This is a genomic window from Enterococcus haemoperoxidus ATCC BAA-382 (assembly GCF_000407165.1).
Taxonomy (GTDB): Bacteria; Bacillota; Bacilli; order Lactobacillales; family Enterococcaceae; genus Enterococcus_L; species Enterococcus_L haemoperoxidus.
On the sequence record NZ_KE136479.1, the window covers coordinates 363,197 to 387,772 of the forward strand.

The following is a 24,576-nucleotide window of genomic DNA, read 5'->3' on the forward strand; positions in this document are numbered from 1 at the left end:
TGTTTATTTTGCGGTGATTTGATCATACTAGAGAATGATATGTTTTTTAATATCTAAAATGAAAATGGGACTGAAGAATTAATTCTGATTCATCAGTCCCATAAATTATAGAGCCCTTTTTTTGTTTGGAATAAACAGCACTTGAATGCCGTCTACTAAAAATTAGCAAATTGAGCCAGTTTTTCTGCAGTAGCATTTTTTGTTTGTCACTAAGGTGAGTATAAATTGAGTTGGTCATTTCTAGGCTAGCATGCCCTATTCGTTCTTGTACTTCTTTCATTAGTATGCCACCGACCATGGGTACTAATGTTAGGTAATGAAACGAAATTAGCTAATCGAGCAGAGCGTTGATACAGTGCTTGCCTATTTGAGTAATTGTTTGTCATAATCGGAAAATATGATGTTCTTATTCTTGATTCCATTCTAAAAAAAAACTATTTTTGCCTTAGTTGCCATTTCTTCAGTACTACACAAGTTTTGTCATCAAGAGAAATGGTCCTATTAGGTGATTTGTCTTTGGCGGAAAAAGATCATAACCTTTTCTCGTTTTAGATAATATCTTGTTTATGGTTAACATCTTACTGTTGAAATCAAATATCATTCCAACTCAAAGCCAACGCTTCACCACATCTAATACCAGTAAAAGCTAAAGTCCTGTATATTGTATAATCCCACTCAGCAAAATATTTGTAGAGTAATTTATCATTTTTTACTTGCTTTACTTTGTGATTCAGTACCACAAAATCCAGGCGTTAGAGTCAGCATGAGCGATACATTTTATCCTGACAGACGGTTAGCAGCCAGCGCAGATACAAATCCGGACGGTAATGTAAGCCCAGCGTTAGACTATTACAATGCAGGCATGGCAACCCCCATATGATGGCTAATGGTTATCTTGGATCAGTTACGTTGCTAGAAGCGGTAAACGTAACTATGTTGCTGTTGGTACTGATGATGGATGCATCGATATAACATGGGGTAGGGGTTTCTTTAATTAAACAGGAGTTACCACATTTGTATAAAATAGTGTTAACTAGGTATACTTGGTTGTAAAAATCAATCAATTGTTGTGAAATAGTTTTAAAAAGAGCAACTTCATTTTTTTGAAGTTGCTCTTTTTTTTAGAAAGAATGAGTAAGCTAACCATGCACTTAAAGATATAAATAAAATTTCACTAGCTTTTATAAGCAACTTACCTAGATCAAAATTAATAGAAAATTGTTTCTGTAGCTCAATCATCTCTTCTAGCTTTAAAGTTTCAGGGTCTTGCATTGGAAGGAAATTCAGTGTTAAGATATTTCCTATTATCCACATTAAAAAAATAACAAAATATAAATTTTTTATTTTTTTGTTATCAGTCATGACAACAGCCACCTTTATCTAGACATTGTTCTGACAATCTCAATTTTATAAGGTTTAATTGCACCTAAGGTTTGTGCAAATACACAATAGTTATTTCCAAATGCTACGCCAAAATTTTTGCTGTATCCATTCAACTCCCATTTGAAGTCGAAGATATCCGTCACTTTAACAGTAGTAAAATAGTTTCCGTTTGCTTGTCTTTTATAAGATACGGTGTATGAGACACCTCTTAATGCTGTATACAAGTGACCTCCAGGGAAAGTATGCGTGCCCGAAAATGAACCAGAAGCTCTACCTCCTCTGAAAGCCTCAGCCTTTAAACGTCCATAGTAAGAAGTCATAAGACTTTCGCTATCCACCATTCTTGCCCAAGTATCATCTTTATTATAATAAGTTGCTGGTGTGTAATTAGATCCAATTTTGTTCAATGGCACTATTGCTCGTCTCATGTAGTTAGCAGTTTGCCAATGACCAACTCGATCAACTATGGCAATTCCTACTTTATATGCTGCGATAGCTGCCGGGTACGGTGTAACAACTCTACTTTGCGGAAGGGTATCTAAACTTTCTACTTCACTCTCTAATTTTTCATCTTGGTCTGAGTCGTAATTTTCTAATTCAATTAGTGCAGATTTCAAAAATGAGTTGAAATCTTCAGCAGAATCATTTTCCGATGGAGCCTCGTAGTACATCTCAATAGTGCTATCAATGTAGTCTTTATTTGCAGGTTCTGATGCTGTAAGTTCTGCAATTAAATTGTTGTTCTCCTCATTAATTTCAAATTTTTCTTGTGCTTCTGCTATAGTTCCCAAACTTAATGCACAAAAAATCCCAAACACTAAAATAATTTTTTTCATACCAATTCCCCCTTTTTTATATTTAAAAGTATATTATGTTAAACTCTTAGTGTCAAATGCTGATTTTACTACATAGTTTTTCGATTCTTCGTTCAACTTCAACAACCTATACAACTCTGCAGCATCTTGAAAACATTAAAACTCCCACCGTACAGCACTGTACTCACTAACCATCTAGTGCAATTATTTGATCCATAATCCCCCTTTACGTATAGATACGTAGAAGAGGGAAGAAAATTATTTTATTTCGTTGAAAACAAAAAGATTATTCCTATAAAATGACCATACTTTTGAATAAAACCAACTTAAAATAGAAAACGTAAATTATTAAAAAAACTGATACACGGCGTTTTAAAATTTGGTAGATCAAACTAGCAGCACTAGACTTTAAAAGTGTCTGTTTACCCAGTAGCTCAATAATTTTTGAATTGAATGGCTCTATCCTTTATGTAATAGGGGGTAGGGCTTTTTTTTGTTAAACAAACACTTGAATGCCATCTATTAAAAATTAGCGAATTAAGCCAGCTTTTCGGCGGCTGCACTATTTTATCTTTCGCTAAGATGTATATAGATTGAGTTAGTTATTTCTATGCTTGCATGTCGCAGTCGTTTTTATGTTTCTTTCATCGAAACATTAGCTTCATATAACATTTAGGCATAGGTGTGTCTTTACCTATGAGTGCCGATGTTAGGCAATCCAACAAAAGCGGTAAAGCTAGTGGAACGTTGATATAAAGATTGTCTATTTAAATAATTACTTTCATAGTCTGAAAAATAATATTTTTATTCTTGATTTTATTCTGAAAGAAAAACTCTTTTGTCTTAGTTTTCATTTCTTCATCAAAGACTAAATCATTGCCTTGTTTGGGAAAAGTCTACGTCGTTCCATGTTAAGGCTAAAGTTTCACCGCCACGTATACCAGTAAACGCTAATACTCTATACATTGTCAGATCCCATTCAGCAAAATGTTCGTAGATTAAGTTTTCATTTTTTACTTTCGTAGCTTTGTTGTTCAAGAAGCGCTATTCAAAACAATACAAAGTTACTTTATGAAACGCTGATTTAATAGGTTTTACTGGAAAAGAGTAAAAGTAAGGTTATCTTTCAGTAGGAGCTTTGCATGTAAAACGTTGCAAAATAAGGAAATAACTCTAATAAATAGATACAAAGATTTCAATTTGAGTGTATCTAGTTTGTAAAGATGAATAGTTGGTGTATATTTTTTGGCAAACTATATACCCATTGGTTTGGGAGGTAAAATAGATATTAAAAATAATATACGATCTTTAGCAGAAAATGGCTGTTTGATTTATAGAGGAAACGTTGGTAAATTAAAAATGATTGATGCAGAACTGTAATGCTCCAGAATGACCAGATTTGTTCGGGTAGTGTTCAGCAGAAGGTTATCAGCACTCACAGGTAAAGACCTAGTTTACAGCCTGTGGGTGTTTTACATAAAGGCAAAAACGGTTTGACCGTTTATTACTCAATCGCTATGTTGTGATTGAGATGGTTATAGTATATAGACAATAGAGGTGAGTATATTGGAAATCACAGAAGATGAATATATCGGCTTAACAAGTACGGAAGGCATCCATCAAGATGATGTCGCAATGCTTATTGATAATAACGATACATTAGAAGAGCTTGTGTCAGATTTAAAAGAATATTTTAAATCTGATGCAAAATATTACGAAGATCGCAAGGTGTTTAAAACAGCAGTGGATCAGGCGATGGCTGCAGAAGCAATTAATTAATATCTGGGTACTTTGCGCCTACATAGTCATCGCTTATGCGGTGGCTTTTTATCTGTTTGGGAGATTGTTAAAAGATTTTTGATAGTTTGAACATGAAAATACATATTATACTAACGTTGTAAGATCTTACAAAAACAAACGTTAGGAGGAAAAAATTTGGCAAATATCGAATCAGTAATAAATTGGTTTAGGACAAGGGAAGGCAAAGTAACATATGACATGGCTTACCCTAATCGGTTAGGCCCAAACAGTTATGACTGTAGTTCAGCAGTGTATTACGCACTGATTGAAGCAGGGTTTCTTCCGAAAGGAACAGGAATAGGTAGCACAGAATCGTTGTATACATTAGAAGGGACATTGCTACAACGTATCTCACGTTCAGAGGTACGAAGAGGCGATATATTTATCTCAGGTGGCAAAGGAACAAGTGCAGGAGCTAATGGACATACAGGGGTATTTGTAAGTAATAGTCGAATTATTCATTGTAACTATGGATCAAACGGGATTTCAGAAACGTCAACAGAAGGCGGTTGGATGGGTGGTCCACCAAATGATTTTTACAGACTTAAAGGATCAACACCAGAACAAACAAAAAAAGGAGAGATAACTATGCAATGTTTATATACGAAACCATTAAGTGGAGGTTCATCAGGAATTTTTTATTTCAATGGCGTTGACACAGTACACATCCAACATATGGATACAGTGAAATTGTTAAAACAAATTTATAAAGCTAATAATGGTAAAGATATTCCAGAATATACTTGGAATTCAAAAGAGCCATGGTACACTAGATTAGAACAAGTTGCACCAAACCGTAAATAAAAATTTTCATGAACAAATGGAGAGATAGCTCGCCTACTATCTCCTGTTTATATTTTTCTAAGAACTTATTAACATTAAATTTCGAAGAAATTAAGGAGAATATTGACAGATAATCGAAAGTTTTAGTTCAATAGTTTTTAATATACTAATGTTGTAAGATCTTACAAATAAAATGAACAAGGAGGTATTTATGGCTACTCAAGAACAAACAGCTAAACAAATCTGGGACTATTTTCTAGGGCAAGGATGGACAAAAGAAGCTATAGCAGGTCTTTTAGGAAATATACAATCTGAAAGTAGTGTTATTGCAGATCGATGGCAAGGGGATATTATTGGAAATATGAACGGTGGATATGGATTAGTTCAATGGACACCAGCAACTAAGTATATTGACTGGGCAACTCAAAATGGGTTAGTTTATCAAGATGTGATAAGTCAGTGTCGACGTATTCAGTGGGAGGTTGAACGGAATATTCAATGGTTCCCTAACCCTGAACGTCTTGACTTAGTGAATATTTCATTTAGAGAATTTACACAACTTAAAAATGTAAAACTTGCTGCGGAATATTTTATAGCATTTTATGAACACCCGGAATATCCTAATCAACCAGCAAGAGCTAGACAAGCTGAAAATTGGTATAATTTATTAAAAAACACTAGTGGAGTAACACCAGAACAAACAAAAAAAGGAGAGATAAGTATGCAATGTTTATATACGAAACCATTAAGTGGAGGTTCAGCCGGGATTTTTTATTTCAACGGCATTGATACAGTGCACATCCAACATATGGATACAGTGAAATTGTTAAAACAAATTTATAAAGCTAATAATGGTAAAGACATTCCAGAATATACTTGGAATTCAAAAGAGCCATGGTACGCTAGATTAGAACAAGTCGCACCAAATCGTAAATAAGATTAAAAGTTTATAGTAGGAGAATAATTAAAGAAATAACTGCTTATTCTTCTTAATTGAAATAAAATAAATAATGCGGTCCCCTATAAGAGTACAGTTTAGTTACAATATTGTACCCTTATAGGGGTTGTTTTTCATGAACTTGAAGAAACAAAAAAATCAAATAATGGAAATGTCTTAATGCTTTCTAAATAAAGCGAGTAGGGAATAAGGTAGAATTGAAAAAAACAAAGAATTTATATGTTGGTATTATTTTAGATGATTCAATTAATTTTGCGAAGAATTAATACTTACTTTGCTAGACAATATTTTAAGGTTTGAGTATCTGTATTATTAGTTTTTTTATTTAAGATTAAAAAAATTTAACTTACGAGAATTTTTTTTATATGATAGCATAAACTCTGCTTCAAAAAATTAAAGGAGAGTGTTTTATGCCACAAAACAAAAAAGAAGGAATATTTTTTACAACAATTGTCTGTTTTTCTATGGTGATTTCAATGAGTGCCTATAATCTCTTACTACACGGACAATTTTCATTAAGTAATTTATTCGGTGGACTAGTGCCAGGATTTATCGTAGCGTTTATATTTGATGTCTTAGTAGTTTCATCGCCAGCTAAAAAAATTGCCTTTTCTTTGCCTGTCAATAAAGAGAAGAAAATTCAGCTGATCATTGCAGTTTCTAGCTGTATGGTTTTAGGAATGGTCTTTTTTATGTCAATGTATGGTGTTTTTATGCAGTTTGGTTTTACAGAAAATTTCTTGCGTTATTATGTTGATGCATTCGCTAAAAACCTTATTATGGCTTTGCCGCTACAGTTATTGCTAGTAGGTCCACTCTGTAGAATGATCTTAAGTATGAGTCGGCAAAGTAACTGGTTAAAAGAAACGAATGATTAAAAAAGCAAAACGAAATACTTACACAAAAGCATTTGTATAAACGTAGAGCGTAAGGCAAAAATGTATTTTGAGTTTTTGTCTTACGCTCTATTTTCTATTATATAAGAGAAATCCCGTTCCAAAGGGGTCTAGCTTTCCAAAATTGATATAAAATTGTTATAATTAATAGAATATTGATTAACAGGGAGGCCTTCAATAATGGAAATACATGAGCGAATTGTCAGGTTATTAAATTCAAGTACAGTATTTTTGATTTCAACAATTGATAAACGTGATTTCCCAACGGTTATTACTGTTTCAGAACCGTTATGGAGAGAAGGCTTGTTGAAGCTACAGTTTTATTTGGATGCTAATGGAGAAACCGTTAAAAATATTCGATGTAATCCCAATGGTTCTGTTTGTTGTTATGAGGAGATTGAACATGAAAGTCTGCTTTTAAAAGGGAAGTTTACAGTTGAACAAATTGAATCACTTGACGTAATCGAACCCAAACTATCAACTTACCAAAAAGAATTGAATCACTCAGAACCTGTTTTGGTGAACTTTGAGACTTGGACTGCTAGGATTCATATGGATAAAAAAACAAAAGACATTATTGTCTAGTAATTCTGTTGTATATCTAAATAATTACTAGAAAAGGGAGGTTTTGATATGACTCATAGAGTTATGTCACAGCCTCTCTTTTATTTTTTCTTAATCATTCTTCATCATTTATTCAAAAAAACTTATGTTTGAGTTAAGTTATTTTGAGTATAGTTAGTTATCATCAAATTTCAAAAAGAAAGGGGGAATGGTGATGTACGCTGTAAAAGTATTACATGGGTATATTGGTAAAGACGGACAACGTACAAGAGATAAACGGTGTGTTCGAATCTTTCAAACTAAAAATTATGCAAAAAAATTTGCCGATAAGATTGGCGGTCGAGTTAAAGAACTTGGCTAAATTAATAAACTAACAGGAAACGAGTACCCCGAAATGTAATTATTTCGGGGTACTCGTTTGTAGTGGCGCTTTAAATGTAAATATCAAAAACAGCGATTTCCGGAGGCACTCTAAAACGTGCTGGAATTTTTGTTGTGCCTAATCCTGTGTTGACGTATAACGTTGTATCATTTGCTAAGTTGTAAAAACCTTCAAAATATTTTTCCGCCATCACATTTTTGATCGTTAGGAAAGGTAGTTTAACTTGTCCTCCATGACTGTGGCCAGATAATATCAGCTGAACATTTTGATCAAGCGCTGAATCTGCTTTATCCGGTTCGTGACTTAGTAATATAGTGTACTCACTTTGTCGATCGGCAAGGGCATCATTGACAGAAGAGTTTCCCAGTAATGAATCATCCAATCCAGCGATATAAAGCGATTTTCCATTAGGTAATGAAACGTTAGTGCCGGAATTTTCCAATAGTTGAAAATCAGCTGCTCCGAGGATTTCTGGATAAACATGGGCCGCAGCTCCACCATAATCATGGTTTCCCCAAACAGCATATTTGCCTAGAGGAGCACTTAAACGACTTAAAGCTTTCGTCACTTCCTCGGCAGGACCGTATAAGGCGTAGTTATCAAATAAATCCCCAGTAAATAAAATGATGTCGGGTTTTTCGTTATTGACTTTTGTAACAATTTTTTCTAATTGCGCTGCTGGATATTTTTCTTGAATATGTATATCCGAAATTTGGATGACCTTGACAGGTTTTTGACCATCGTTGTTTCCAACTGTATAGTTACGGGTAACAATTCTTTTTGGTTCTATAAAAAAAGCGTAGAGAATTATACCAATAATGGCTAATAAAAATAAGTAAAAAAAGTATCTTTTTTTCATTCGAGACCTCACTTTCGACTTTCACTATAACGGAAAGAGATTAAAAAAGGGTAAAATATCGCGTATAGCGTAGAAACTTTAGAATAATTTAGAGGTTGTAGTTCTTCGGTGTTTTTCAAAATCATTATTTGCTATAATAGAGAAGAAATTATTTTTGAAAGAAGGATGAAAAAAATGATGGTAAGAATAAATAAATTAAGAGATTTAATGAGAAAAAATGATCTCTCAGGTTTTTTGATCACGAGTCCGTATAATTTACGTTATCTAACAAATTTTACTGGAACAACAGGACTTGCAGTGATTACTTTAGATAAAGCTTTTTTTGTCACAGATTTTCGTTATACAGAACAAGCTGCAGAGCAAGCGCAAGGTTTTGAAATCATTCAAAATGCTGGTCCGATCTATGATGAAGTTGTAGCAATCGCTGAAAAGGAACAGTTGGCTAATCTAGCGTTTGAAGAAACTTTTGTCAGTTTTGCGGAATATAGTTTATTGGAAGAAATTACACCTTGTGATCTAATTCCGGTAGCAGGTCTAATCGAAGAATTACGTGAAATTAAAGACGAAGAAGAAATAGCGATCATTGAAAAAGCCTGCAGCATTGCTGATCTTGGGTTCAAACATATTTTAACAGTGATCAAACCTGGTATGACCGAAATCGAAATTGCCAATCAATTAGATTTTTACATGCGTTCTTTGGGCGCGACTAGCGTGTCTTTTGAAACAATCGTTGCAAGTGGTCTTCGTTCGGCAATGCCGCATGGTGTTGCTAGTGAAAAAATCATCGAAAAAGGTGATTTGATTACACTAGATTTTGGTTGTTACTATCAAGGGTACGTTTCAGATATGACTCGAACCTTCGCGATTGGCGAGCCGAATAGTAAATTAAAAGACATTTATCAAATCGTTTTAGAAGCGCAGTTAAAAGTATTAGATGAAGCAAAACCTGGTTTAACTGGAATTCAATTAGATGCGATTGCTCGTGATCATATTGCTTCCTATGGATATGGCGAGGCCTTTGGACATAGCACAGGTCATGGTATTGGCTTAGAAATCCATGAAGGACCAAATGTTTCCTTTAGAGCAGATAAACAATTTGTTGCTGGGAATGTGATCACAGATGAGCCTGGAATTTATTTACCTGGTCTTGGTGGCGTTAGGATCGAAGATGATTTGTTGATTACTAAAGATGGTAACCGTGTTTTGACACACTCACCTAAGGAATTGATAATTTTATAAAAATATTTGTAACATTGGTAAGAAAAGAAGTAGTAGATATTCTAAATGGAAACTATTTTCTTTGATTAAACTGTTTTCGACTTGATTTCTCATAGTTTTTTTGGTAGCGAAACGAGCTGATTAATGATAAACTATGAGGGAATGGAAACTTAGATAGGTAATTGAATTATGACGAAAAATGGAATTCTCTGATTTTCCTATTTTCCTGTTGAGACAATACGAGCCTGCTACGCTTTTGCTTTGAAACATGCCAAGGAATACGACGAAGTTATGAGTTGATATTGATTGGTACAAGGAGACTGAAAGGACATTGCTTCCATTCGTTACCTAATGTAAAAAAGTACAAAGTTCAGCGAAGTGGAACGTTGTTACCTATATTATAAGGAGGATTAAAATGACTGAAGAAAAAAATCTAGTGATCAATACAAAAGATTCTTTAGGTGAAATTGTTATCGCACCAGAAGTAATAGAAGTCATTATTGGTATTGCAGCTTCTAAAGTAGAAGGTGTTTACGGCATGCGTGGAACATTTGCTAATAATGTAACAGAATTTCTTGGCCGTGCTGCTCACGATAAAGGCGTTTATTTAAGAGCTGAAGAAGAAGGTCTTAAGGTCGACATTTACTGTTACTTAAATTATGGTATCTCAGTACCTAAAGTAGCCTTAGAAATGCAAGATCGTGTAAAACAGCAAGTGTTGTTCATGACAGACATCGATTTAGTGGAAGTTAATATTCACGTAGTAGCAGTAGTTCCTGAAAAACTGCCTGAACCAAATTTTGATGAATTATTCCCGGAAGATGAGGAAGAAAATGAGTAAGCCAAGTTTCACTCGTCACGAGATTCGTGAAAAGGCGCTTCAAGCGTTGTTTCCTTTAGATTTTAATGTTGACTTAACAAAACAAGATGCAATTTCTTATGCATTGGAGTTAGATGATCAAGAAATCATTAGTGAAGATGGGGAAGAATTTGTCCCAACTTACTTAGATTTATTGGTGGGCGGCGTTTGTGATCGAAAAGCTGAACTTGACGAGGTTATCAAAAAGCATCTAGGTAACAACTGGTCGATCACACGTATTGCTAAGATGGATTTGATTATTTTACGCATGGCCATTTTTGAAATGCTTTACGTTGGGGATGTCCCTAACACAGTGGCTTTAGATGAAGCTATCGAGCTGGCAAAAAAATACAGTGATGACCGTTCAAGAAAATTCGTAAACGGTGTTTTAGCGAATGTGATGAAAGATATTGATTCAAAGTAGAGATACTTTGAATCTTTTTTCATTTAGAAAATATAAGAAATGATAAGTGTTAAGACCCAACAAATTATGCTAAAATAAAACAATACAGACAAAAATGAGGAGTGAGCTTATGGGAGAGTTAATCAACGGCCGCGAACTAGCAGATAAAATGCAGGCGCAAATCAAAGAAGAAGTGCAAGAACTTGAGAAAAAAGGCATTCGTCCAGGTTTAGTTGTTTTATTAGTTGGTGAAAATCCAGCTAGTCAGACCTATGTGAAAAATAAAGACATAGCAGCTGCTAAAATCGGGATCCGTTCAAAAATCGAACGTTTACCTGAAACGATTTCTGAGACTGAGTTACTTGCTGTGATCGCACAATACAATCAAGATCCAGAATACCACGGAATATTAGTTCAGTTGCCGTTACCTAAGCACATCGATGAAGAAAAAGTGTTGTTAGCTGTTGATCCCAAAAAAGATGTTGATGGTTTCCACCCAATGAATATGGGGCACCTATTTATTGGGGAACCAACGATGATTCCTTGTACGCCATATGGCATCATGAAAATGTTTGAAGCTTATAATATTGATTTACAGGGCAAAAGAGCCGTTGTGATTGGGCGAAGTAATATTGTTGGGAAACCAATGGCGCAACTGATGATGATGAAAAATGCTACAGTTACGATCGCGCACTCAAGAACCGTTGATTTGCCAGCAGTAGCGAGAGAAGCAGATATTTTAGTTGTCGCAATCGGCCGTGGTCATTTTGTGACAAAAGAATTTGTAAAACCAGGTGCGGTCGTGATCGATGTCGGCATGAATCGAGATGAAAATGGAAAATTGATCGGTGATGTGAAATTCGATGAAGTCTCACCTATTGCAAGCTTTATCACACCAGTGCCAAAAGGCGTTGGACCAATGACGATCACGATGTTGATGTATCAAACGGTAGAGGCCGCAAAAAAACAAAAGTAAGGTGAGAAGATGGAGCAGCAATATTTAACAGTTACAGCCTTAACAAAATATTTAAAACGTAAATTTGATGCTGATCCATACTTGGAACGGGTTTATTTGACTGGGGAAATTTCTAATTTTCGCCTGCGCCCTAATGCTCATCAGTATTTTAGTTTAAAAGATGATGGGGCGAAGATTTCCGCAATCATGTTTAAATCGGCGTTTCAGAAGCTGAAATTTCAACCAAAAGAAGGGATGAAAGTTCTTTTAGTTGGTCGTATTTCATTGTATGAGAGCGGCGGATCTTACCAAATTTATGTAGAGCATATGGAACCTGATGGCGTTGGAGCTTTATATCAAGCTTTAGCGGAATTACGTGAGAAATTAGGTAAAGAAGGTTTGTTTGAAGGACCAAAAAAAAGGTTGCCGAGATATCCTAAACGAATTGCGGTTGTTACAAGTCCAAGTGGTGCGGTTATCCGAGACATCATTACAACAGTCAAACGAAGATATCCGATTGCACAGCTTGTGTTATTCCCCACGTTAGTCCAAGGAGATCAAGCTGCTGACGATATTGTCCGCAATATTCAGCGCATTGAAGAATTAGGAACTTTTGACACAATGATCATTGGTCGTGGTGGCGGTTCAATCGAGGATTTGTGGCCGTTTAATGAAGAACAAGTGGCAAGAGCGATTTATCAGGCAAATACCCCAGTTATTTCGTCTGTGGGACATGAGACAGATGTAACGATTGCCGATATGGTAGCGGACGTTAGAGCAGCAACACCAACTGCCGCAGCAGAATTGGCCGTTCCTGTACTGAATGAAGAACTACTAAAAGTTAAAGATCGCCAAACGCGCTTAGAGCAAAGTTTTCTCTATCAATTACAACAAAAAAATGAACGATATCAACGTTTAAGAAATTCATATGTATTTAAGCAGCCAGACCGTTTATATGAAGGACAAACAATTAAATTAGATCGAATCACACAACGCTTGATTCAATCGATGGAAACTGTTTATCACCAAAAACAACGGACAGCCCAAGAAATTATTGCCCAGTTTAGACAACAAACACCCCAAGGACAAATCAGAGAAGGACAGCAGCAACTCAAGTATTTGAACCAATCGCTTCATGATCGTATGGAACAATACATGAAAGATAAAGAAAAACAATTTACTTCTGCTGTCCAACAACTGGATTTATTAAGTCCGTTAAAAATTATGGGCAGGGGCTATAGCTACACGACGAAAGAACAGCAAGTGATCAAGTCAGTCAATGAACTGCAACCAAAAGAAAAAATTCAAATCCACTATGTGGATGGGATAGTAGATACGGTGATTGAAAAAATAACACCCGCTGAAGAGGAGTAAAAAGATGCCTAAAGAAAAAGCAGTCGAAAAAACATTTGAAGAATCATTAATTGAATTAGAAGAAATCGTCCAACGTTTAGAGCGTGGAGATGTTCCTTTAGAAGAAGCGCTAGCTGCTTTTCAAGAAGGGATGGTTTTAAGCAAGCAGTGCCAAGATACGTTAGAAAAAGCTGAAAAGACACTGACAAAAGTCATGACAGAAAATAATGAAGAAGTCTCATTTGAAGAGAGTGAGGACAATTGATGGAAGCTTTCAATGATTTTCGTAAGCAGAGTTTACTGCTTATTGAAAAAGAAATGGAAAATTTCATCAAGGAATACACTACAAATGACCAGTTAAAAGAAGCAATGTTGTATTCGATTCATGCTGGGGGCAAAAGATTTCGTCCGCTTTTAGTGTTAGCTGCGATTCGTTCATTTAATAAAAATGTGCAGACGCATGATTATCAAGTTGCAGCAGCTTTGGAAATGATTCATACGTATTCGTTGATTCATGATGATCTACCAGCGATGGATGATGATGATTTACGCAGAGGCAAACCAACAAATCACAAAGTATTTGGTGAAGCTCATGCAATTTTAGCAGGCGATGGATTGCTTACCGCTGCGTTTCAACTAGTAGCACTCAGCCAAATCGAGTCAGATCAAAAAATATTGTTGATTCAGCTATTAAGCAAGGCAGCTGGTACACAAGGCATGGTTGCAGGGCAAGCTGGGGATCTACAAGGGGAAAAACAATCATTGTCATTAGCTGAGCTAGCGGATGTTCATGAAAAGAAAACTGGGGCTTTGATCGAGTTTGCTCTTTTAGCTGGTGGAATTTTAGCTGAGCAGCCAGAAGAAATTGTTGATTTATTAGGTGTTTTTGCCAAACATTTAGGGTTAGCTTTCCAGATCAAAGATGACTTACTGGATGCAACCAGTTCTGAAGAAGAATTAGGCAAGCAAGTTGGACGTGATGAAGTCTTAAACAAAAGTACTTACCCAAGTTTACTTGGATTAGAGGGCGCTAAAAAGGCGCTGGAAGAACAATTAACACTTGGCAGTGATACTTTAGCTACAATAAAACAAACCAGCTCGGAATTTCATTTAGAATTATTACAAGAATTATTAGAACAATTGCGGTTAGGATAGAAAGAGGGCACTTATGAAAAAAGAGCGCGTCGATATTTTAGCGTTTAATCAAGGGTTATTTGAAACAAGAGAAAAGGCCAAACGTGCAGTGATGGCAGGGCTTGTTTATAACGATAAAAATGAGCGATTAGATAAACCCGGTGAGAAAATTATGATTGAAACACCACTACAAATAAAAGGCCAAACATTGCCGTACGTTTCTCGAGGCGGCTTAAAGTTGGAAAAAGCATTAGAAGTTTTTGAAATAGACGTGACAGATAAGACTATGTTGGATATTGGGGCTTCAACGGGAGGTTTTACTGATGTGGCCTTACAAAATGGTGCTCGGTTAAGTTATGCATTAGATGTTGGGTATAATCAATTGGCTTGGAAAATTCGCCAAGATGAACGAGTAGTTGTGATGGAACGAACGAATTTTCGATATAGTAAACCAGAAGATTTTCAAGAAGGTGTACCAGATATTGCGACCATTGATGTATCGTTTATTTCACTGAAATTGATTTTACCGCCACTTCACAAAATATTGAAACCAAGTGGTAAAGTGGTTGCATTAATTAAACCTCAATTTGAAGCAGGTAAGGAATTAGTCGGTAAAAAAGGAATCGTCCGGGAACCTGAAACGCATATGTTGGTTTTAAACGATATTCTATCGTTTGCTCAAACACATGGCTATGTAATCAGTGGGTTGGATTATTCCCCTATTACTGGTGGAGAAGGCAATATTGAGTTTTTAGCTTATTTGACTTCTAGCGAAGATTCAGAGCCAGAAGATCTTTCAACAGAGATTACTGCAGTAGTTGAAGCGGCTCATAAGAAATTGAAAGGTTAGTTCGTAAAAACAGATTCTAAAATTGCGAATAGTGATCAAGAAGACTGAAGAAGGCGCTAAGCGTTCTTCAGTCTTTTTTTTATGCTTTCAAAATGAATAAAAATACGCTATGATAAAATGGAAATGCATCGAATAAAAGTGTTTCTGTTCAAGAGGTAGAGAAGGTGACACTGCTTTTTAATTCTAAGTGCTGAATCACTGAAATTTGAAAGACGGATCATTAGGAAAAGGAGTAAATTAGTATGAGAAAAAAAGATCGGCATCGCCTTATTACTCGTTTATTAGCAGATAAAAATATTCAAAAACAAGAAGACTTTGTGACTTACTTAGAAGAAAAAGGAATTGACGTAACTCAAGCAACGATTTCCCGTGATATTAAAGAAATGAAATTAATCAAAGTTCCTTCAATAGATGGAGGTTACCGCTATAGTGTTCCGGCCGAGACAAAGGAAGATACATCTATAAAACTAGAAAAATTGATGAAAGATGCATTTGTTTCAGTCGATCAAATGGAAAAACAGGTTATTTTGCGTACTATACCAGGGAACGCTGCGGCAGCTTCTAACTTGATCGAAAAACACTATAAAGAAATTGTCTTTGCCACAATCAACGACGATGATGGTGTATTGATCATTGCACGAACCGAAAAAGATGCTGAATTTTTAAAGAATGAATTTTTCCGATATTTATAAAATCGAGGTGAATATTAATGCTGCAAGAACTTTCTGTAAAGAACTTTGCGATCATATCCTCTTTGCAATTAGAATTTCAGATGGGAATGACAGTTTTAACAGGTGAAACAGGTGCTGGGAAGTCTATTATCATTGATGCAATGGGATTACTGACTGGTGGTCGTGGATCAAGCGATTATATTCGACAAGGCGCTTCTAAATGCACGTTGGAAGGTCTTTTCACGATGCCAAAAAATCAAGAGCTAGTGAACCTTTTAGAAGAATTAGGGATCGAAACAGATGATGAATCGATTGTGATTCAACGTGATATTTCAACCTCGGGTAAGAATGTTTGCCGAGTGAATGGTCGGATCATCAACATCTCTAATTTACGTAAAGTTGGTGAATTTCTAGTTGATATCCATGGTCAAAACGAACATCAAGAATTGATGCAAAGTGAAAAACATTTAGGTATGTTAGATGACTTTGGCGGCAAAGAGTTATTCAAGATAAAAGAGCAATATGAAGGAACGTATTCAGAATACCGTCTCATCGAAAAGAAAGTCAGGAACAGACAAAAAAACGAAAAAGAATTTGCTCAGCGTATGGACATGCTCCAATTTCAAAGTGATGAAATCGCTGCAGCTGAACTGGTTTTAGGTGAAGAAGAACAATTGATCGAAGAACGAAATAAGCTAGGCAATTTTCAAAAAATCGCAGATGCATTGGCAGCAAGCTATGAAGCGGTCAATGGAGATGGAGATAGCAGTCTAGATAAGATTGGTTATGCGATGAATGAATTGCTATCGATCGAGATGCTTGACCCAGAATACAAAGCGATATCTGAGGCGGTTCAAAATAGTTATTATCTTTTACAAGAAGCCAGCGGAGATTTGTCTCGGCATATTGATAGCTTGGAGTTAGATGAAAATCGTTTGAATGAAGTAGAAACTAGACTTGAACTTATTCGACAAATGAAAAGAAAATATGGCGAATCGATTGAGTCGATTCTTGATTATTACCAGGAAATTACACAGGAATTGGCAGATGCTGATTTCCTAGAAGGTCGCACGGGTGAATTAGAGTCATTACTTGTAGAAAAGAAAAATCAAGTAATTGAAAATGGCTTGAAATTGCGTGATGTTAGGAAAAAAATTGCAAAAAAACTAGAAAAAAATATTCTAAAAGAACTAAAAGAATTGTACATGGAGCGAACAGTGTTCGATATCCGTTTTACTGAATTACCAGAAGAACAGTTCAATGAAGAAGGACTGGATCAAGTTGAGTTTTACATCACAACAAATCCAGGAGAACCATTAAAACCCTTGGTAAGAGTTGCTTCTGGCGGAGAACTTTCTCGTGTGATGTTAGCATTAAAAACAATTTTTTCTAAATCACAAGGCATTACAAGTATTGTTTTTGATGAGGTTGATACAGGCGTTAGTGGCCGAGTGGCACAAGCAATTGCAGATAAAATTTATCAGATTTCTGAAAACTCGCAAGTGCTATGTATTACTCACCTTCCCCAAGTTGCTGCCGTGGCAGATTATCAATATTTTATTGAAAAAGAAATTATTGGTGAGCGGACAGAAACGAAGGTCAGAAGATTGAAACAAGATGAACGAGTAGCAGAAATTGCGCGCATGCTTTCAGGTAGCGAAATTACGAAGCTAACAACTGAACATGCAAAGGAATTATTGAATATGGCAGGAAATGAACGAAGAAGCTAACGAAGTAAAGTGATCTGCTTTTTTAGGATCTAAATCCGGTTAAATAGCGAAAAAAGCAGACTACACGTCATTTTGAAGACCATCAGCTTCTAAGAGTTGATGGCCTTCGCATCTAAACAATTTTGTCTCGTCTAGGTTCAAAGGATTATTCGTATTTGAAAGTTATAAAAAAATGGGAAGAAAAACGATGTCAACCATCAATTTCTCTTCCCATTTACTGTTTATTTAGTTGATTATCCTAAACTCATTATTGCAGTCAATATTGTTGAGCCAGCAATGGCAATCAGCATCAACCAAACAACGATTTTAGTGACTTTAGAAAATCTACTTGTCTTTTTATCGTTCAATGATTATACACATCCTTATTCTTTACTTTCTCTAGTTTACATCGTTTTACTAAAATCAGCAACTAGAAATTTTACAAAAGGTTTCGTTTTTTTAGCCGTCGAATCACAAAAATACATGTTGCAGTTGTGACAACAAAGATCCAAAAAAAAGCATCTTCCCGATTGGCGAACGGTAATTTTACATTCATACCGAAGATTCCTCCGATAATCGTTGGAATGGTCAAAACGATAGTTAGGGAGGTTAAAATCTTCATTACGTTATTCAGATTGTTCGAAACAATTGCTGAAAAAGTATCGCTCACTTTATCTACAAGTTTTAGTTGGATCTTAGTCGTCGTGGCTGCTTGTTTTGTTTCGACTAGAATATCGTGGAGCCGTGGTAAATGTGCTCTGGGATCAGTAAATATTCGGGCGTTGTAAAGCATATTTAAGACTTCTAAATTAGAGTTTATCGCGGATTCAAAATATACTAGGCTTTTTTGAATATCCATCATTTGATAAAGTTGACTATTTTCTGTTGAAACTTTTAATTCACCTTCAAGTTTATTTGTCTGATTGATCAATTCTTTTAAAAAACGATTATAGCTGGTCGATATTTGCCATGATAAATATAGAATCAGGGTCTCCTGAATGGGTAATTGACTATCTGGGACAGGACTCCTGACGGTTTGCTTTAAAAAATCTGCCGAATTATTGATAACGGTAATCACTTTTCCAGTTGTTGTTAAAATGATTGCAAACGGAAAAGTGTCTAATTGAGTGTACCCGCTAGGACTAATTGTTGCATGGGGATATTGAAGCAACATCAATGCGGGTTCCTCTAATGTATTTTGATGCAAACCTTCAAATCGAGAATTTTCGTTATCATCAAGCACACCTGTGATATAATCCTTAGGGAGTTTATAGGTTGTGACTAATTGGTCGATTTCTTCTTCAGTCGGTTTCTCAACAGCGAGCCAGACCGTCTCGTCCGTATCAGTTTGTGATGGAATCAGCTGACTATTTTCTATCTTTAAGTAATTAATCAAATTGTCACCTCTTTTTTTATAGTGCTACTCTATTTCTATTATAATAGAGTTGAGGTGTTTTTGGGGAAAGAAAGCCCTTATAAATTGGTATTATTTAGGCACGAACTTTTAAACGAAATGAAACATCAATGTAAAGAAAATAAAGTATAGTTAACACAGTGTGTTACGAAAGGAATTGTTAGGAAATGGTGTCGTTTTCAGTCATTATGCTATTTTGGTATGTTTTTCCATTAATTGTTTTATTTGCGTGCAATTTTATTATTTCAACATTTTCGTTGACAGAACGTTTTAAAGTAAAAGCACCAGATATCTCAATCCCATTTTTATTCATAGGATTAAATGAATTGTCCAAAGACAGTTATGGACAATCAATAGTGCCTTACATGGTTATCTCAGTTTTACTACTTGGTATTTGTGTAGCGGTCTTTCAAGCATACTATTATGGCGAAATCCTTTATGGCAGATATTTTAAGATGTTTTGGCGGTTAGTATTTCTTTTGAGCCTAATGCTATATGCAGTTCTTATTTTATTGAATATCATCCATTATTTTTCATAAAAATGAAATGGTGGCGGGCAGTAATTCTCCCACTACTCCCCACCATTTTTGTTTGTAATATTTTTATGAGAGTTTCAACATATAATTAATAAAGAAAATTCCTTATAAAGTCAATTACATAGGTATTGGTACCGTTTTTTTGGAAAAAATCTCGTACATTAAAATATTACAAACTTTTTAAATAACCATTAAAAGAAGGAAGATTTATTGTTTTTGGTGGTAGAAAGTGGCGGGATGTGGTAGACTGTTTCTATCAAGTGGAAAAGTGGGGAAAATTGGCTATGTTTATGGGTGAATTTCAACATAATATAGATGCCAAAGGCCGACTCATCGTACCAGCTAAATTTCGCGACCAATTAGGTGAGAAGTTTGTGGTAACTAGAGGAATGGATGGCTGTTTATTTGGTTATCCAATGTCCGAATGGGAACAACTAGAGGAAAAACTAAAAGAAATGCCTCTAGCGAAAAAGGATGCCCGTACATTTGTCCGCTTTTTTTACTCGGCTGCCACAGAATGTGAAATCGATAAGCAAGGTAGAATCAATATCCCTGCTGCACTTAGAACGCATGGTAGTTTAGAAAAAGCTTGTGTAATCATCGGTGTTTCAAATCGAATTGAGATTTGGGATGAAGCACGTTGGCAAGAATTTTCTACCGAAGCTGAAGAGAATTTTGATGAAATTGCAGAAACAATGATTGATTTTGGTTTTTAGAAAGAGGAGCATCATGACAGAGGATTTTCAACACTACACTGTTTTACTAAAAGAGACAGTTGACGGCTTACATGTGAAAGAAGACGGCATTTATGTCGATTGCACATTGGGAGGCGCAGGTCATAGTGAGTACCTACTCTCACAACTAAATGAACGAGGTCATTTATACGCGTTCGACCAAGATCAAAAAGCATTGGATTTTGCAGCTCAACGATTAAAAAAATATGTTGATAAAGGGATGGTAACCTTTATCAAGTCGAATTTTCGACATTTAAAACAAGAATTAGCCAATCATGAAGTTTATCATGTCGACGGTATTTTATATGACTTAGGTGTTTCTTCACCTCAGTTAGATGAAGCAGAGCGTGGTTTTAGTTATCACCAAGATGCACCATTAGATATGCGAATGGATCAAGAGGCAGAATTGTCTGCATACGAGGTCGTGAATAATTACAGTTATCATGAATTAGTGAAGATTTTCTTTCGTTATGGTGAAGAGAAATTTTCTAAACAAGTTGCGAGAGAAATCGAACGAGTTCGGGCAAAAGAACCAATCGAGACAACTGGAGAACTAGTAGAAATTATTAAATCAGCAATTCCAGCGCCAGCAAGGCGTAAAGGTGGACATCCTGCAAAACGAATTTTTCAAGCAATTCGAATTGCGGTCAATGATGAACTAGGTGTTGTTGAAGAATCTTTAGAACAGGCTATTTCCTTATTGAATATAAATGGTCGGATTAGTGTGATCACTTTTCATTCTTTAGAAGATCGAATCGTGAAAAGCATGTTTAAAGAATATAGCACAATGCAGGATTTACCTCCTGGATTACCTATAGTTCCAGAAGAGTTTCAACCAGAATTAAAAGTAATTACTAGAAAGCCGATTTTACCAGGTGAGACTGAATTGGCTGAGAATAATCGCTCACGAAGTGCTAAACTAAGAATTGCCGAAAAAGTTAAATTAATCTTATAAAGAAAGGGGTAACGACATGGCTGAGTTAAAAAAAGTGGATGATTTCCAATACGATATTCCAATGATGGATGAACCAGTCATAGGTCCTGAACATGAACCTAAAGTTCAAAAAAATATAGACCTACCCCAATCTCCAAAAAGGAAGTTGAGAAATATCTCACTTTTAGAAAAGACAATCGGCTTTTTATTGTTAGTAGCGATTATTGGAATAGCAATTCTCACCATTCAAGTACGTACTTCTATTACACAAATGACAAATAGAATCACTGAAACGCAAGCAACGATCCAAGAAAAAGAAGAGTCTGCTTTAAAATTGGAACAACAAAAAAATGAATTATCAAAAGCCGACAGAATCAAGGAAGTTGCAAAGAACAAAGGCCTTTCAGATAACCTTGATAATATAAGGAAAGTGAAATAAATGAGCATAAAAAATAAAATAAAGAATTTTGTCAAAAAGAAGAACTTAAATCCAATGAACAATCGTAAAAAAGTAGGCATTATTTTATTTGCTACGAGTATTGGATTGTTCTTTTTATTTGCCTTTAGATTAACCTACATCGTAGCTGTAGGGAAAGTCGCTGGCGTTTCGTTACCAGAAAAAACTGCAAATCTCTATCAAGGCAGCAAAGTTGTTAAAGCCAAAAGGGGTGCGATTTTAGATAGAAACGGTGAAGTAATTGCAGAAGATGCTACTTCATATTCTGTTTATGCGATTTTATCTGAATCTTATCTAGGTGAGGAAAATAAAAAGCTGTATGCACAGAAAAAGGATTTTCAAGCTTTAGCAGAAATATTGGATAGAAATACAGAGCTTACTAAAGATGAAGTCCTAAAATATTTAAATAGCGGTGTGAATGAAGATGGTTCTGTGAAGTTTCAAGTTGAATTTGGTATTAAAGGGAAAAACATTACTTTGGAAACCAGACAAAAAATTGAAGATGAATTGAAGCAGAATAAACTAGCAGGACTCTATTTTGAAGGACATCCAGCTCGGATTTATCCAAATGGCGTCTTTGCTTCCCACTTTATTGGTTATACAGATTCAGTTGATGCTGAAGATGATTCAAAAGGTTTAGTAGGGAAAATGGGCTTGGAAGAATCATACAACGATATCTTAAAAGGGCAAGATGGCAAAATCGAATACGAAAAAGATGTATACGGAAATCCATTACCGGGAACTGTTGCTAGTAAAAAAGAAGCAATAGATGGTAAAGATATTTATACAACTCTAGACAGTCGAATTCAAAGTCGTTTAGAGGTATTACTAGATCCAGTTGTTGAAGAATTTAAGCCAGAAGATATGACAGCTATGCTTATGAAGGCTAAAACAGGTGAGATACTTGCGATGTCACAACGTCCGTCGTTTAACCCTGAAACAAAAGAAGGTTTAGGCAAAGATACGGTTTGGCGTAATATATTAGTAGAAGATAAATTTGAACCAGGTTCTACTATGAAGCTTTTCACAGCTGCGGCTGCAATGCAAGAAGGTAAATTTAATCCCAACGCAACGTTTGCTTATCCTGCTGGGGGTTATAAACTAGATGATAGAACTGTAAATGATCATGATTTCGGTGCAGTGGGGCCACTAACATTCCGTCAGGCTATTTCTTGGTCTAGTAATGTAGGCATGCTTACGCTAGAGCAAATGATGGGTGGAGACAAATGGAAAGAGTATCTGGAGAAATTCGGATTTGGTAAATCAACGAATTCAGGGTTAGTAGGTGAATCAGCAGGAGAACTTCCCGGCGATAACTGGGTCGACCAAGCGATGTCTTCATTTGGTCAAGCAATCTCTGTTACAAATTTTCAAATGATGCAAGCTTACACAGCGATAGCCAATGATGGCTCTATGCTGAAACCGCAATATATCAGTAAAATTGTTGATAAAGGTACGGGTGAAGAAAAAGTAACACAACCAGAAAAAGTGGGTCAACCTGTTATAACACCTCAAGCAGCGAGTGATATTCGTACCTATATGATAGACACGGTAGAGGATCCAAATTATGGTATTGCTTATGATGTGTATAAAATACCAGGTTATCATATAGCCGCTAAAACAGGTACTGCACAGATTACTGGAGATAATGGTTACATGGCTGGTTTGACCGATTACACCTATTCAGTTGTGGAGATGGTTCCAGCAGACAATCCAGAATATATTTTATATCTTACAATGAAAAAACCTCAAACGTATACAAGAGAAGCGCTTGCTAAAATTGCTAATCCTTTGATGCAAGTAGTAATGGATTCAATGGATAGCGAGTCAAATGCAACAGTAGAACCTGCCAAATAAATGAAAAAGTAAATCAATACGAGTTGAATAATTAGGAGAGATATCATGGAGTGGACACAAATTTTTATTCCCATAGTATGTAGTTTTGCAATAACAGTAGCAGTGATGCCAATGTTTATCGGCTATTTCCAAATGAAAAAACAAGGTCAAACAACACGTGAAGATGGTCCAACTTGGCATAACGTAAAAACAGGTACGCCAACGATGGGCGGGTTGGTTTTTCTAGTTGCAAGTTTTATTACGTCGTTATTAGTGGGATTATGGAAACAAGAACTCACTCCTTCTTTACTGATTATTTTGTTTATTTTAGTTCTTTATGGGCTATTAGGGTTTTTAGATGATTTTATCAAAGTATTTAAGAAAAGAAATATGGGGTTAAATTCCCGTCAAAAATTGATTGGACAAATTATTGGTGGTTTGGTTTTTTATTTTGTTTATCGTTCTGAAGGATTACCAGATACATTAGATTTATTTGGTGTTGTTACATTACCATTAGGTATTTTCTATGGTGTGTTTGTCATTTTTTGGTTAGTTGGATTTTCAAATGCTGTGAATTTGACGGATGGTATTGATGGACTTGTTGCCGGTTTGGGTACGATCTCATTTGCTACCTATGCGATCATTGCTTGGAAACAGCAACAATTCGATGTAGTGATCATATGTTTAAGTGTGATCGGTGGATTATTAGGGTTCTTTCCTTATAATAGAAAGCCAGCTAAAATCTTTATGGGAGATGTTGGCTCACTTGCCTTAGGTGGGTTGTTAGCAGCCATTTCTATTATATTACGTCAAGAGTGGACGCTATTATTGATTGGTCTTGTTTATGTTTGTGAAACGGCTAGTGTTATTTTACAAGTTACCTCATTTAAATTATTTGGGAAACGAATTTTTAAAATGTCGCCGATTCATCATCATTTCGAAATGTGTGGCTGGTCTGAATGGAAAATCGATATTGTTTTTTGGTTAACGGGCGCTGTCTGTTCAGCTATTACACTATGGATCGTACTGTAAAGAAAGTAGAACATTGACGACATCTGACCTTAAGAAGCAGA

The 24,576-nt window shown here is 35.6% G+C and carries 29 protein-coding genes; 23 read left to right on the top strand and 6 right to left on the bottom strand.

What is annotated here, in order from left to right; genetic code table 11:
* Positions 1–46: 46 nt before the first annotated feature.
* From I583_RS16825 to I583_RS01770, 3 genes are all read right to left on the bottom strand, one after another.
* Complete coding sequence (locus I583_RS16825; protein WP_167584546.1) at positions 47–280, bottom strand: hypothetical protein; 234 nt, start codon at positions 278–280, stop codon at positions 47–49.
* 815 nt (positions 281–1,095) lie between these two features.
* Positions 1,096–1,362 (bottom strand): hypothetical protein, encoded by a 267-nt coding sequence (locus I583_RS01765; RefSeq protein ID WP_010762833.1) that lies wholly within the window; start codon positions 1,360–1,362, stop codon positions 1,096–1,098.
* Between the two features lie 14 nt (positions 1,363–1,376).
* Positions 1,377–2,219 carry a hypothetical protein gene (locus tag I583_RS01770; protein WP_010762834.1) on the bottom strand — a complete coding sequence of 281 codons (843 nt, stop codon included), beginning with the start codon at positions 2,217–2,219 and terminating at the stop codon, positions 1,377–1,379.
* A gap of 1,224 nt (positions 2,220–3,443) precedes the next feature.
* Between I583_RS01770 and I583_RS17050 the strand changes: the two genes are divergently transcribed.
* The 7 genes from I583_RS17050 (at position 3,444) to I583_RS16830 (ending at position 7,560) form a co-directional block, all read left to right on the top strand.
* Positions 3,444–3,578, top strand: a complete 135-nt coding sequence (locus I583_RS17050; RefSeq protein WP_279625106.1) for a hypothetical protein — start codon at positions 3,444–3,446, stop codon at positions 3,576–3,578.
* A gap of 186 nt (positions 3,579–3,764) precedes the next feature.
* Positions 3,765–3,977 (top strand): hypothetical protein, encoded by a 213-nt coding sequence (locus I583_RS01775; RefSeq protein WP_010762835.1) that lies wholly within the window; start codon positions 3,765–3,767, stop codon positions 3,975–3,977.
* A gap of 156 nt (positions 3,978–4,133) precedes the next feature.
* Entirely contained in the window at positions 4,134–4,802 is a 669-nt protein-coding gene (locus I583_RS01780) for a peptidoglycan amidohydrolase family protein (RefSeq protein WP_010762836.1), read from the top strand.
* Positions 4,803–4,992: 190 nt separating this feature from the next.
* A complete protein-coding gene (locus I583_RS01785; RefSeq protein WP_010762837.1) occupies positions 4,993–5,718 on the top strand; it encodes a phage tail tip lysozyme in 726 nt (241 codons plus the stop codon).
* A 431-nt stretch (positions 5,719–6,149) separates the two neighbouring features.
* Entirely contained in the window at positions 6,150–6,617 is a 468-nt protein-coding gene (locus I583_RS01790; RefSeq protein WP_010762838.1) for a DUF2798 domain-containing protein, read from the top strand.
* Between the two features lie 198 nt (positions 6,618–6,815).
* Positions 6,816–7,220 carry a pyridoxamine 5'-phosphate oxidase family protein gene (locus I583_RS01795; protein ID WP_010762839.1) on the top strand — a complete coding sequence of 135 codons (405 nt, stop codon included), beginning with the start codon at positions 6,816–6,818 and terminating at the stop codon, positions 7,218–7,220.
* 193 nt (positions 7,221–7,413) lie between these two features.
* On the top strand, positions 7,414–7,560 hold the full coding sequence (locus tag I583_RS16830) for a hypothetical protein (RefSeq protein WP_010762840.1): 147 nt from the start codon (positions 7,414–7,416) through the stop codon (positions 7,558–7,560).
* A 70-nt stretch (positions 7,561–7,630) separates the two neighbouring features.
* Here the strand turns inward: I583_RS16830 and I583_RS01800 are convergent, their stop codons facing one another.
* Positions 7,631–8,440: a metallophosphoesterase gene (locus I583_RS01800; protein WP_010762841.1), complete on the bottom strand. Its 810-nt coding sequence runs from the start codon at positions 8,438–8,440 to the stop codon at positions 7,631–7,633.
* Positions 8,441–8,614: 174 nt separating this feature from the next.
* Between I583_RS01800 and I583_RS01805 the strand changes: the two genes are divergently transcribed.
* The 10 genes from I583_RS01805 (at position 8,615) to recN (ending at position 17,613) form a co-directional block, all read left to right on the top strand.
* Positions 8,615–9,679: a M24 family metallopeptidase gene (locus tag I583_RS01805; protein WP_034682607.1), complete on the top strand. Its 1,065-nt coding sequence runs from the start codon at positions 8,615–8,617 to the stop codon at positions 9,677–9,679.
* Positions 9,680–10,073: 394 nt separating this feature from the next.
* The gene (locus tag I583_RS01810) at positions 10,074–10,499 is read left to right on the top strand and encodes an Asp23/Gls24 family envelope stress response protein (RefSeq protein ID WP_010762843.1); all 426 of its coding nucleotides are present in this window, start codon (positions 10,074–10,076) and stop codon (positions 10,497–10,499) included.
* Complete coding sequence (nusB, locus tag I583_RS01815; RefSeq protein WP_010762844.1) at positions 10,492–10,941, top strand: transcription antitermination factor NusB; 450 nt, start codon at positions 10,492–10,494, stop codon at positions 10,939–10,941. Before I583_RS01810 ends, nusB begins: the two co-directional genes overlap by 8 nt.
* Before the next feature lie 109 nt (positions 10,942–11,050).
* On the top strand, positions 11,051–11,896 hold the full coding sequence (locus I583_RS01820; RefSeq protein WP_010762845.1) for a bifunctional methylenetetrahydrofolate dehydrogenase/methenyltetrahydrofolate cyclohydrolase: 846 nt from the start codon (positions 11,051–11,053) through the stop codon (positions 11,894–11,896).
* A gap of 9 nt (positions 11,897–11,905) precedes the next feature.
* Positions 11,906–13,249 (top strand): exodeoxyribonuclease VII large subunit, encoded by a 1,344-nt coding sequence (xseA, locus tag I583_RS01825; RefSeq protein WP_010762846.1) that lies wholly within the window; start codon positions 11,906–11,908, stop codon positions 13,247–13,249.
* Between the two features lie 4 nt (positions 13,250–13,253).
* A complete protein-coding gene (locus tag I583_RS01830; RefSeq protein WP_010762847.1) occupies positions 13,254–13,493 on the top strand; it encodes an exodeoxyribonuclease VII small subunit in 240 nt (79 codons plus the stop codon).
* The gene (locus tag I583_RS01835; RefSeq protein WP_010762848.1) at positions 13,493–14,383 is read left to right on the top strand and encodes a polyprenyl synthetase family protein; all 891 of its coding nucleotides are present in this window, start codon (positions 13,493–13,495) and stop codon (positions 14,381–14,383) included. Before I583_RS01830 ends, I583_RS01835 begins: the two co-directional genes overlap by 1 nt.
* A gap of 13 nt (positions 14,384–14,396) precedes the next feature.
* A complete protein-coding gene (locus I583_RS01840; RefSeq protein ID WP_010762849.1) occupies positions 14,397–15,212 on the top strand; it encodes a TlyA family RNA methyltransferase in 816 nt (271 codons plus the stop codon).
* A 242-nt stretch (positions 15,213–15,454) separates the two neighbouring features.
* Positions 15,455–15,904: an arginine repressor gene (locus tag I583_RS01845; RefSeq protein ID WP_010762850.1), complete on the top strand. Its 450-nt coding sequence runs from the start codon at positions 15,455–15,457 to the stop codon at positions 15,902–15,904.
* A 17-nt stretch (positions 15,905–15,921) separates the two neighbouring features.
* Positions 15,922–17,613 carry a DNA repair protein RecN gene (gene recN / locus I583_RS01850; RefSeq protein ID WP_010762851.1) on the top strand — a complete coding sequence of 564 codons (1,692 nt, stop codon included), beginning with the start codon at positions 15,922–15,924 and terminating at the stop codon, positions 17,611–17,613.
* Positions 17,614–17,846: 233 nt separating this feature from the next.
* Here the strand turns inward: recN and I583_RS16390 are convergent, their stop codons facing one another.
* A complete protein-coding gene (locus I583_RS16390) occupies positions 17,847–17,960 on the bottom strand; it encodes a DUF4044 domain-containing protein (protein WP_071865902.1) in 114 nt (37 codons plus the stop codon).
* Positions 17,961–18,031: 71 nt separating this feature from the next.
* On the bottom strand, positions 18,032–18,988 hold the full coding sequence (locus I583_RS01855; protein ID WP_010762853.1) for a magnesium transporter CorA family protein: 957 nt from the start codon (positions 18,986–18,988) through the stop codon (positions 18,032–18,034).
* 185 nt (positions 18,989–19,173) lie between these two features.
* On the opposite strand from I583_RS01855, the gene I583_RS01860 reads away from it, so the two are divergent.
* The 6 genes from I583_RS01860 (at position 19,174) to mraY (ending at position 24,535) form a co-directional block, all read left to right on the top strand.
* Complete coding sequence (locus tag I583_RS01860) at positions 19,174–19,545, top strand: DUF3397 domain-containing protein (protein WP_010762854.1); 372 nt, start codon at positions 19,174–19,176, stop codon at positions 19,543–19,545.
* A 281-nt stretch (positions 19,546–19,826) separates the two neighbouring features.
* Positions 19,827–20,258, top strand: coding sequence for a division/cell wall cluster transcriptional repressor MraZ (mraZ, locus tag I583_RS01865; RefSeq protein ID WP_010762855.1), 432 nt, complete (start codon positions 19,827–19,829; stop codon positions 20,256–20,258).
* A 13-nt stretch (positions 20,259–20,271) separates the two neighbouring features.
* Positions 20,272–21,231, top strand: a complete 960-nt coding sequence (rsmH, locus tag I583_RS01870) for a 16S rRNA (cytosine(1402)-N(4))-methyltransferase RsmH (RefSeq protein ID WP_010762856.1) — start codon at positions 20,272–20,274, stop codon at positions 21,229–21,231.
* Positions 21,232–21,247: 16 nt separating this feature from the next.
* On the top strand, positions 21,248–21,649 hold the full coding sequence (gene ftsL / locus I583_RS01875) for a cell division protein FtsL (RefSeq protein WP_010762857.1): 402 nt from the start codon (positions 21,248–21,250) through the stop codon (positions 21,647–21,649).
* On the top strand, positions 21,650–23,524 hold the full coding sequence (locus tag I583_RS01880; RefSeq protein WP_010762858.1) for a peptidoglycan D,D-transpeptidase FtsI family protein: 1,875 nt from the start codon (positions 21,650–21,652) through the stop codon (positions 23,522–23,524).
* A 45-nt stretch (positions 23,525–23,569) separates the two neighbouring features.
* On the top strand, positions 23,570–24,535 hold the full coding sequence (gene mraY / locus I583_RS01885) for a phospho-N-acetylmuramoyl-pentapeptide-transferase (protein WP_010762859.1): 966 nt from the start codon (positions 23,570–23,572) through the stop codon (positions 24,533–24,535).
* Positions 24,536–24,576 lie beyond the last annotated feature (41 nt).

Coding starts and splice junctions, on each gene's coding strand:
- I583_RS16825 (WP_167584546.1), bottom strand. CDS start 280: ATGAAAGAAGTACAAGAACGAATAGGGCATGCTAGCCTAGAAATGACC.
- I583_RS01765 (WP_010762833.1), bottom strand. CDS start 1,362: ATGACTGATAACAAAAAAATAAAAAATTTATATTTTGTTATTTTTTTA.
- I583_RS01770 (WP_010762834.1), bottom strand. CDS start 2,219: ATGAAAAAAATTATTTTAGTGTTTGGGATTTTTTGTGCATTAAGTTTG.
- I583_RS01785 (WP_010762837.1), top strand. CDS start 4,993: ATGGCTACTCAAGAACAAACAGCTAAACAAATCTGGGACTATTTTCTA.
- I583_RS01790 (WP_010762838.1), top strand. CDS start 6,150: ATGCCACAAAACAAAAAAGAAGGAATATTTTTTACAACAATTGTCTGT.
- I583_RS01795 (WP_010762839.1), top strand. CDS start 6,816: ATGGAAATACATGAGCGAATTGTCAGGTTATTAAATTCAAGTACAGTA.
- I583_RS16830 (WP_010762840.1), top strand. CDS start 7,414: ATGTACGCTGTAAAAGTATTACATGGGTATATTGGTAAAGACGGACAA.
- I583_RS01800 (WP_010762841.1), bottom strand. CDS start 8,440: ATGAAAAAAAGATACTTTTTTTACTTATTTTTATTAGCCATTATTGGT.
- I583_RS01805 (WP_034682607.1), top strand. CDS start 8,615: ATGATGGTAAGAATAAATAAATTAAGAGATTTAATGAGAAAAAATGAT.
- I583_RS01810 (WP_010762843.1), top strand. CDS start 10,074: ATGACTGAAGAAAAAAATCTAGTGATCAATACAAAAGATTCTTTAGGT.
- nusB (WP_010762844.1), top strand. CDS start 10,492: ATGAGTAAGCCAAGTTTCACTCGTCACGAGATTCGTGAAAAGGCGCTT.
- I583_RS01820 (WP_010762845.1), top strand. CDS start 11,051: ATGGGAGAGTTAATCAACGGCCGCGAACTAGCAGATAAAATGCAGGCG.
- xseA (WP_010762846.1), top strand. CDS start 11,906: ATGGAGCAGCAATATTTAACAGTTACAGCCTTAACAAAATATTTAAAA.
- I583_RS01830 (WP_010762847.1), top strand. CDS start 13,254: ATGCCTAAAGAAAAAGCAGTCGAAAAAACATTTGAAGAATCATTAATT.
- I583_RS01835 (WP_010762848.1), top strand. CDS start 13,493: ATGGAAGCTTTCAATGATTTTCGTAAGCAGAGTTTACTGCTTATTGAA.
- I583_RS01840 (WP_010762849.1), top strand. CDS start 14,397: ATGAAAAAAGAGCGCGTCGATATTTTAGCGTTTAATCAAGGGTTATTT.
- I583_RS01845 (WP_010762850.1), top strand. CDS start 15,455: ATGAGAAAAAAAGATCGGCATCGCCTTATTACTCGTTTATTAGCAGAT.
- recN (WP_010762851.1), top strand. CDS start 15,922: ATGCTGCAAGAACTTTCTGTAAAGAACTTTGCGATCATATCCTCTTTG.
- I583_RS01860 (WP_010762854.1), top strand. CDS start 19,174: ATGGTGTCGTTTTCAGTCATTATGCTATTTTGGTATGTTTTTCCATTA.
- mraZ (WP_010762855.1), top strand. CDS start 19,827: ATGTTTATGGGTGAATTTCAACATAATATAGATGCCAAAGGCCGACTC.
- rsmH (WP_010762856.1), top strand. CDS start 20,272: ATGACAGAGGATTTTCAACACTACACTGTTTTACTAAAAGAGACAGTT.
- ftsL (WP_010762857.1), top strand. CDS start 21,248: ATGGCTGAGTTAAAAAAAGTGGATGATTTCCAATACGATATTCCAATG.
- I583_RS01880 (WP_010762858.1), top strand. CDS start 21,650: ATGAGCATAAAAAATAAAATAAAGAATTTTGTCAAAAAGAAGAACTTA.
- mraY (WP_010762859.1), top strand. CDS start 23,570: ATGGAGTGGACACAAATTTTTATTCCCATAGTATGTAGTTTTGCAATA.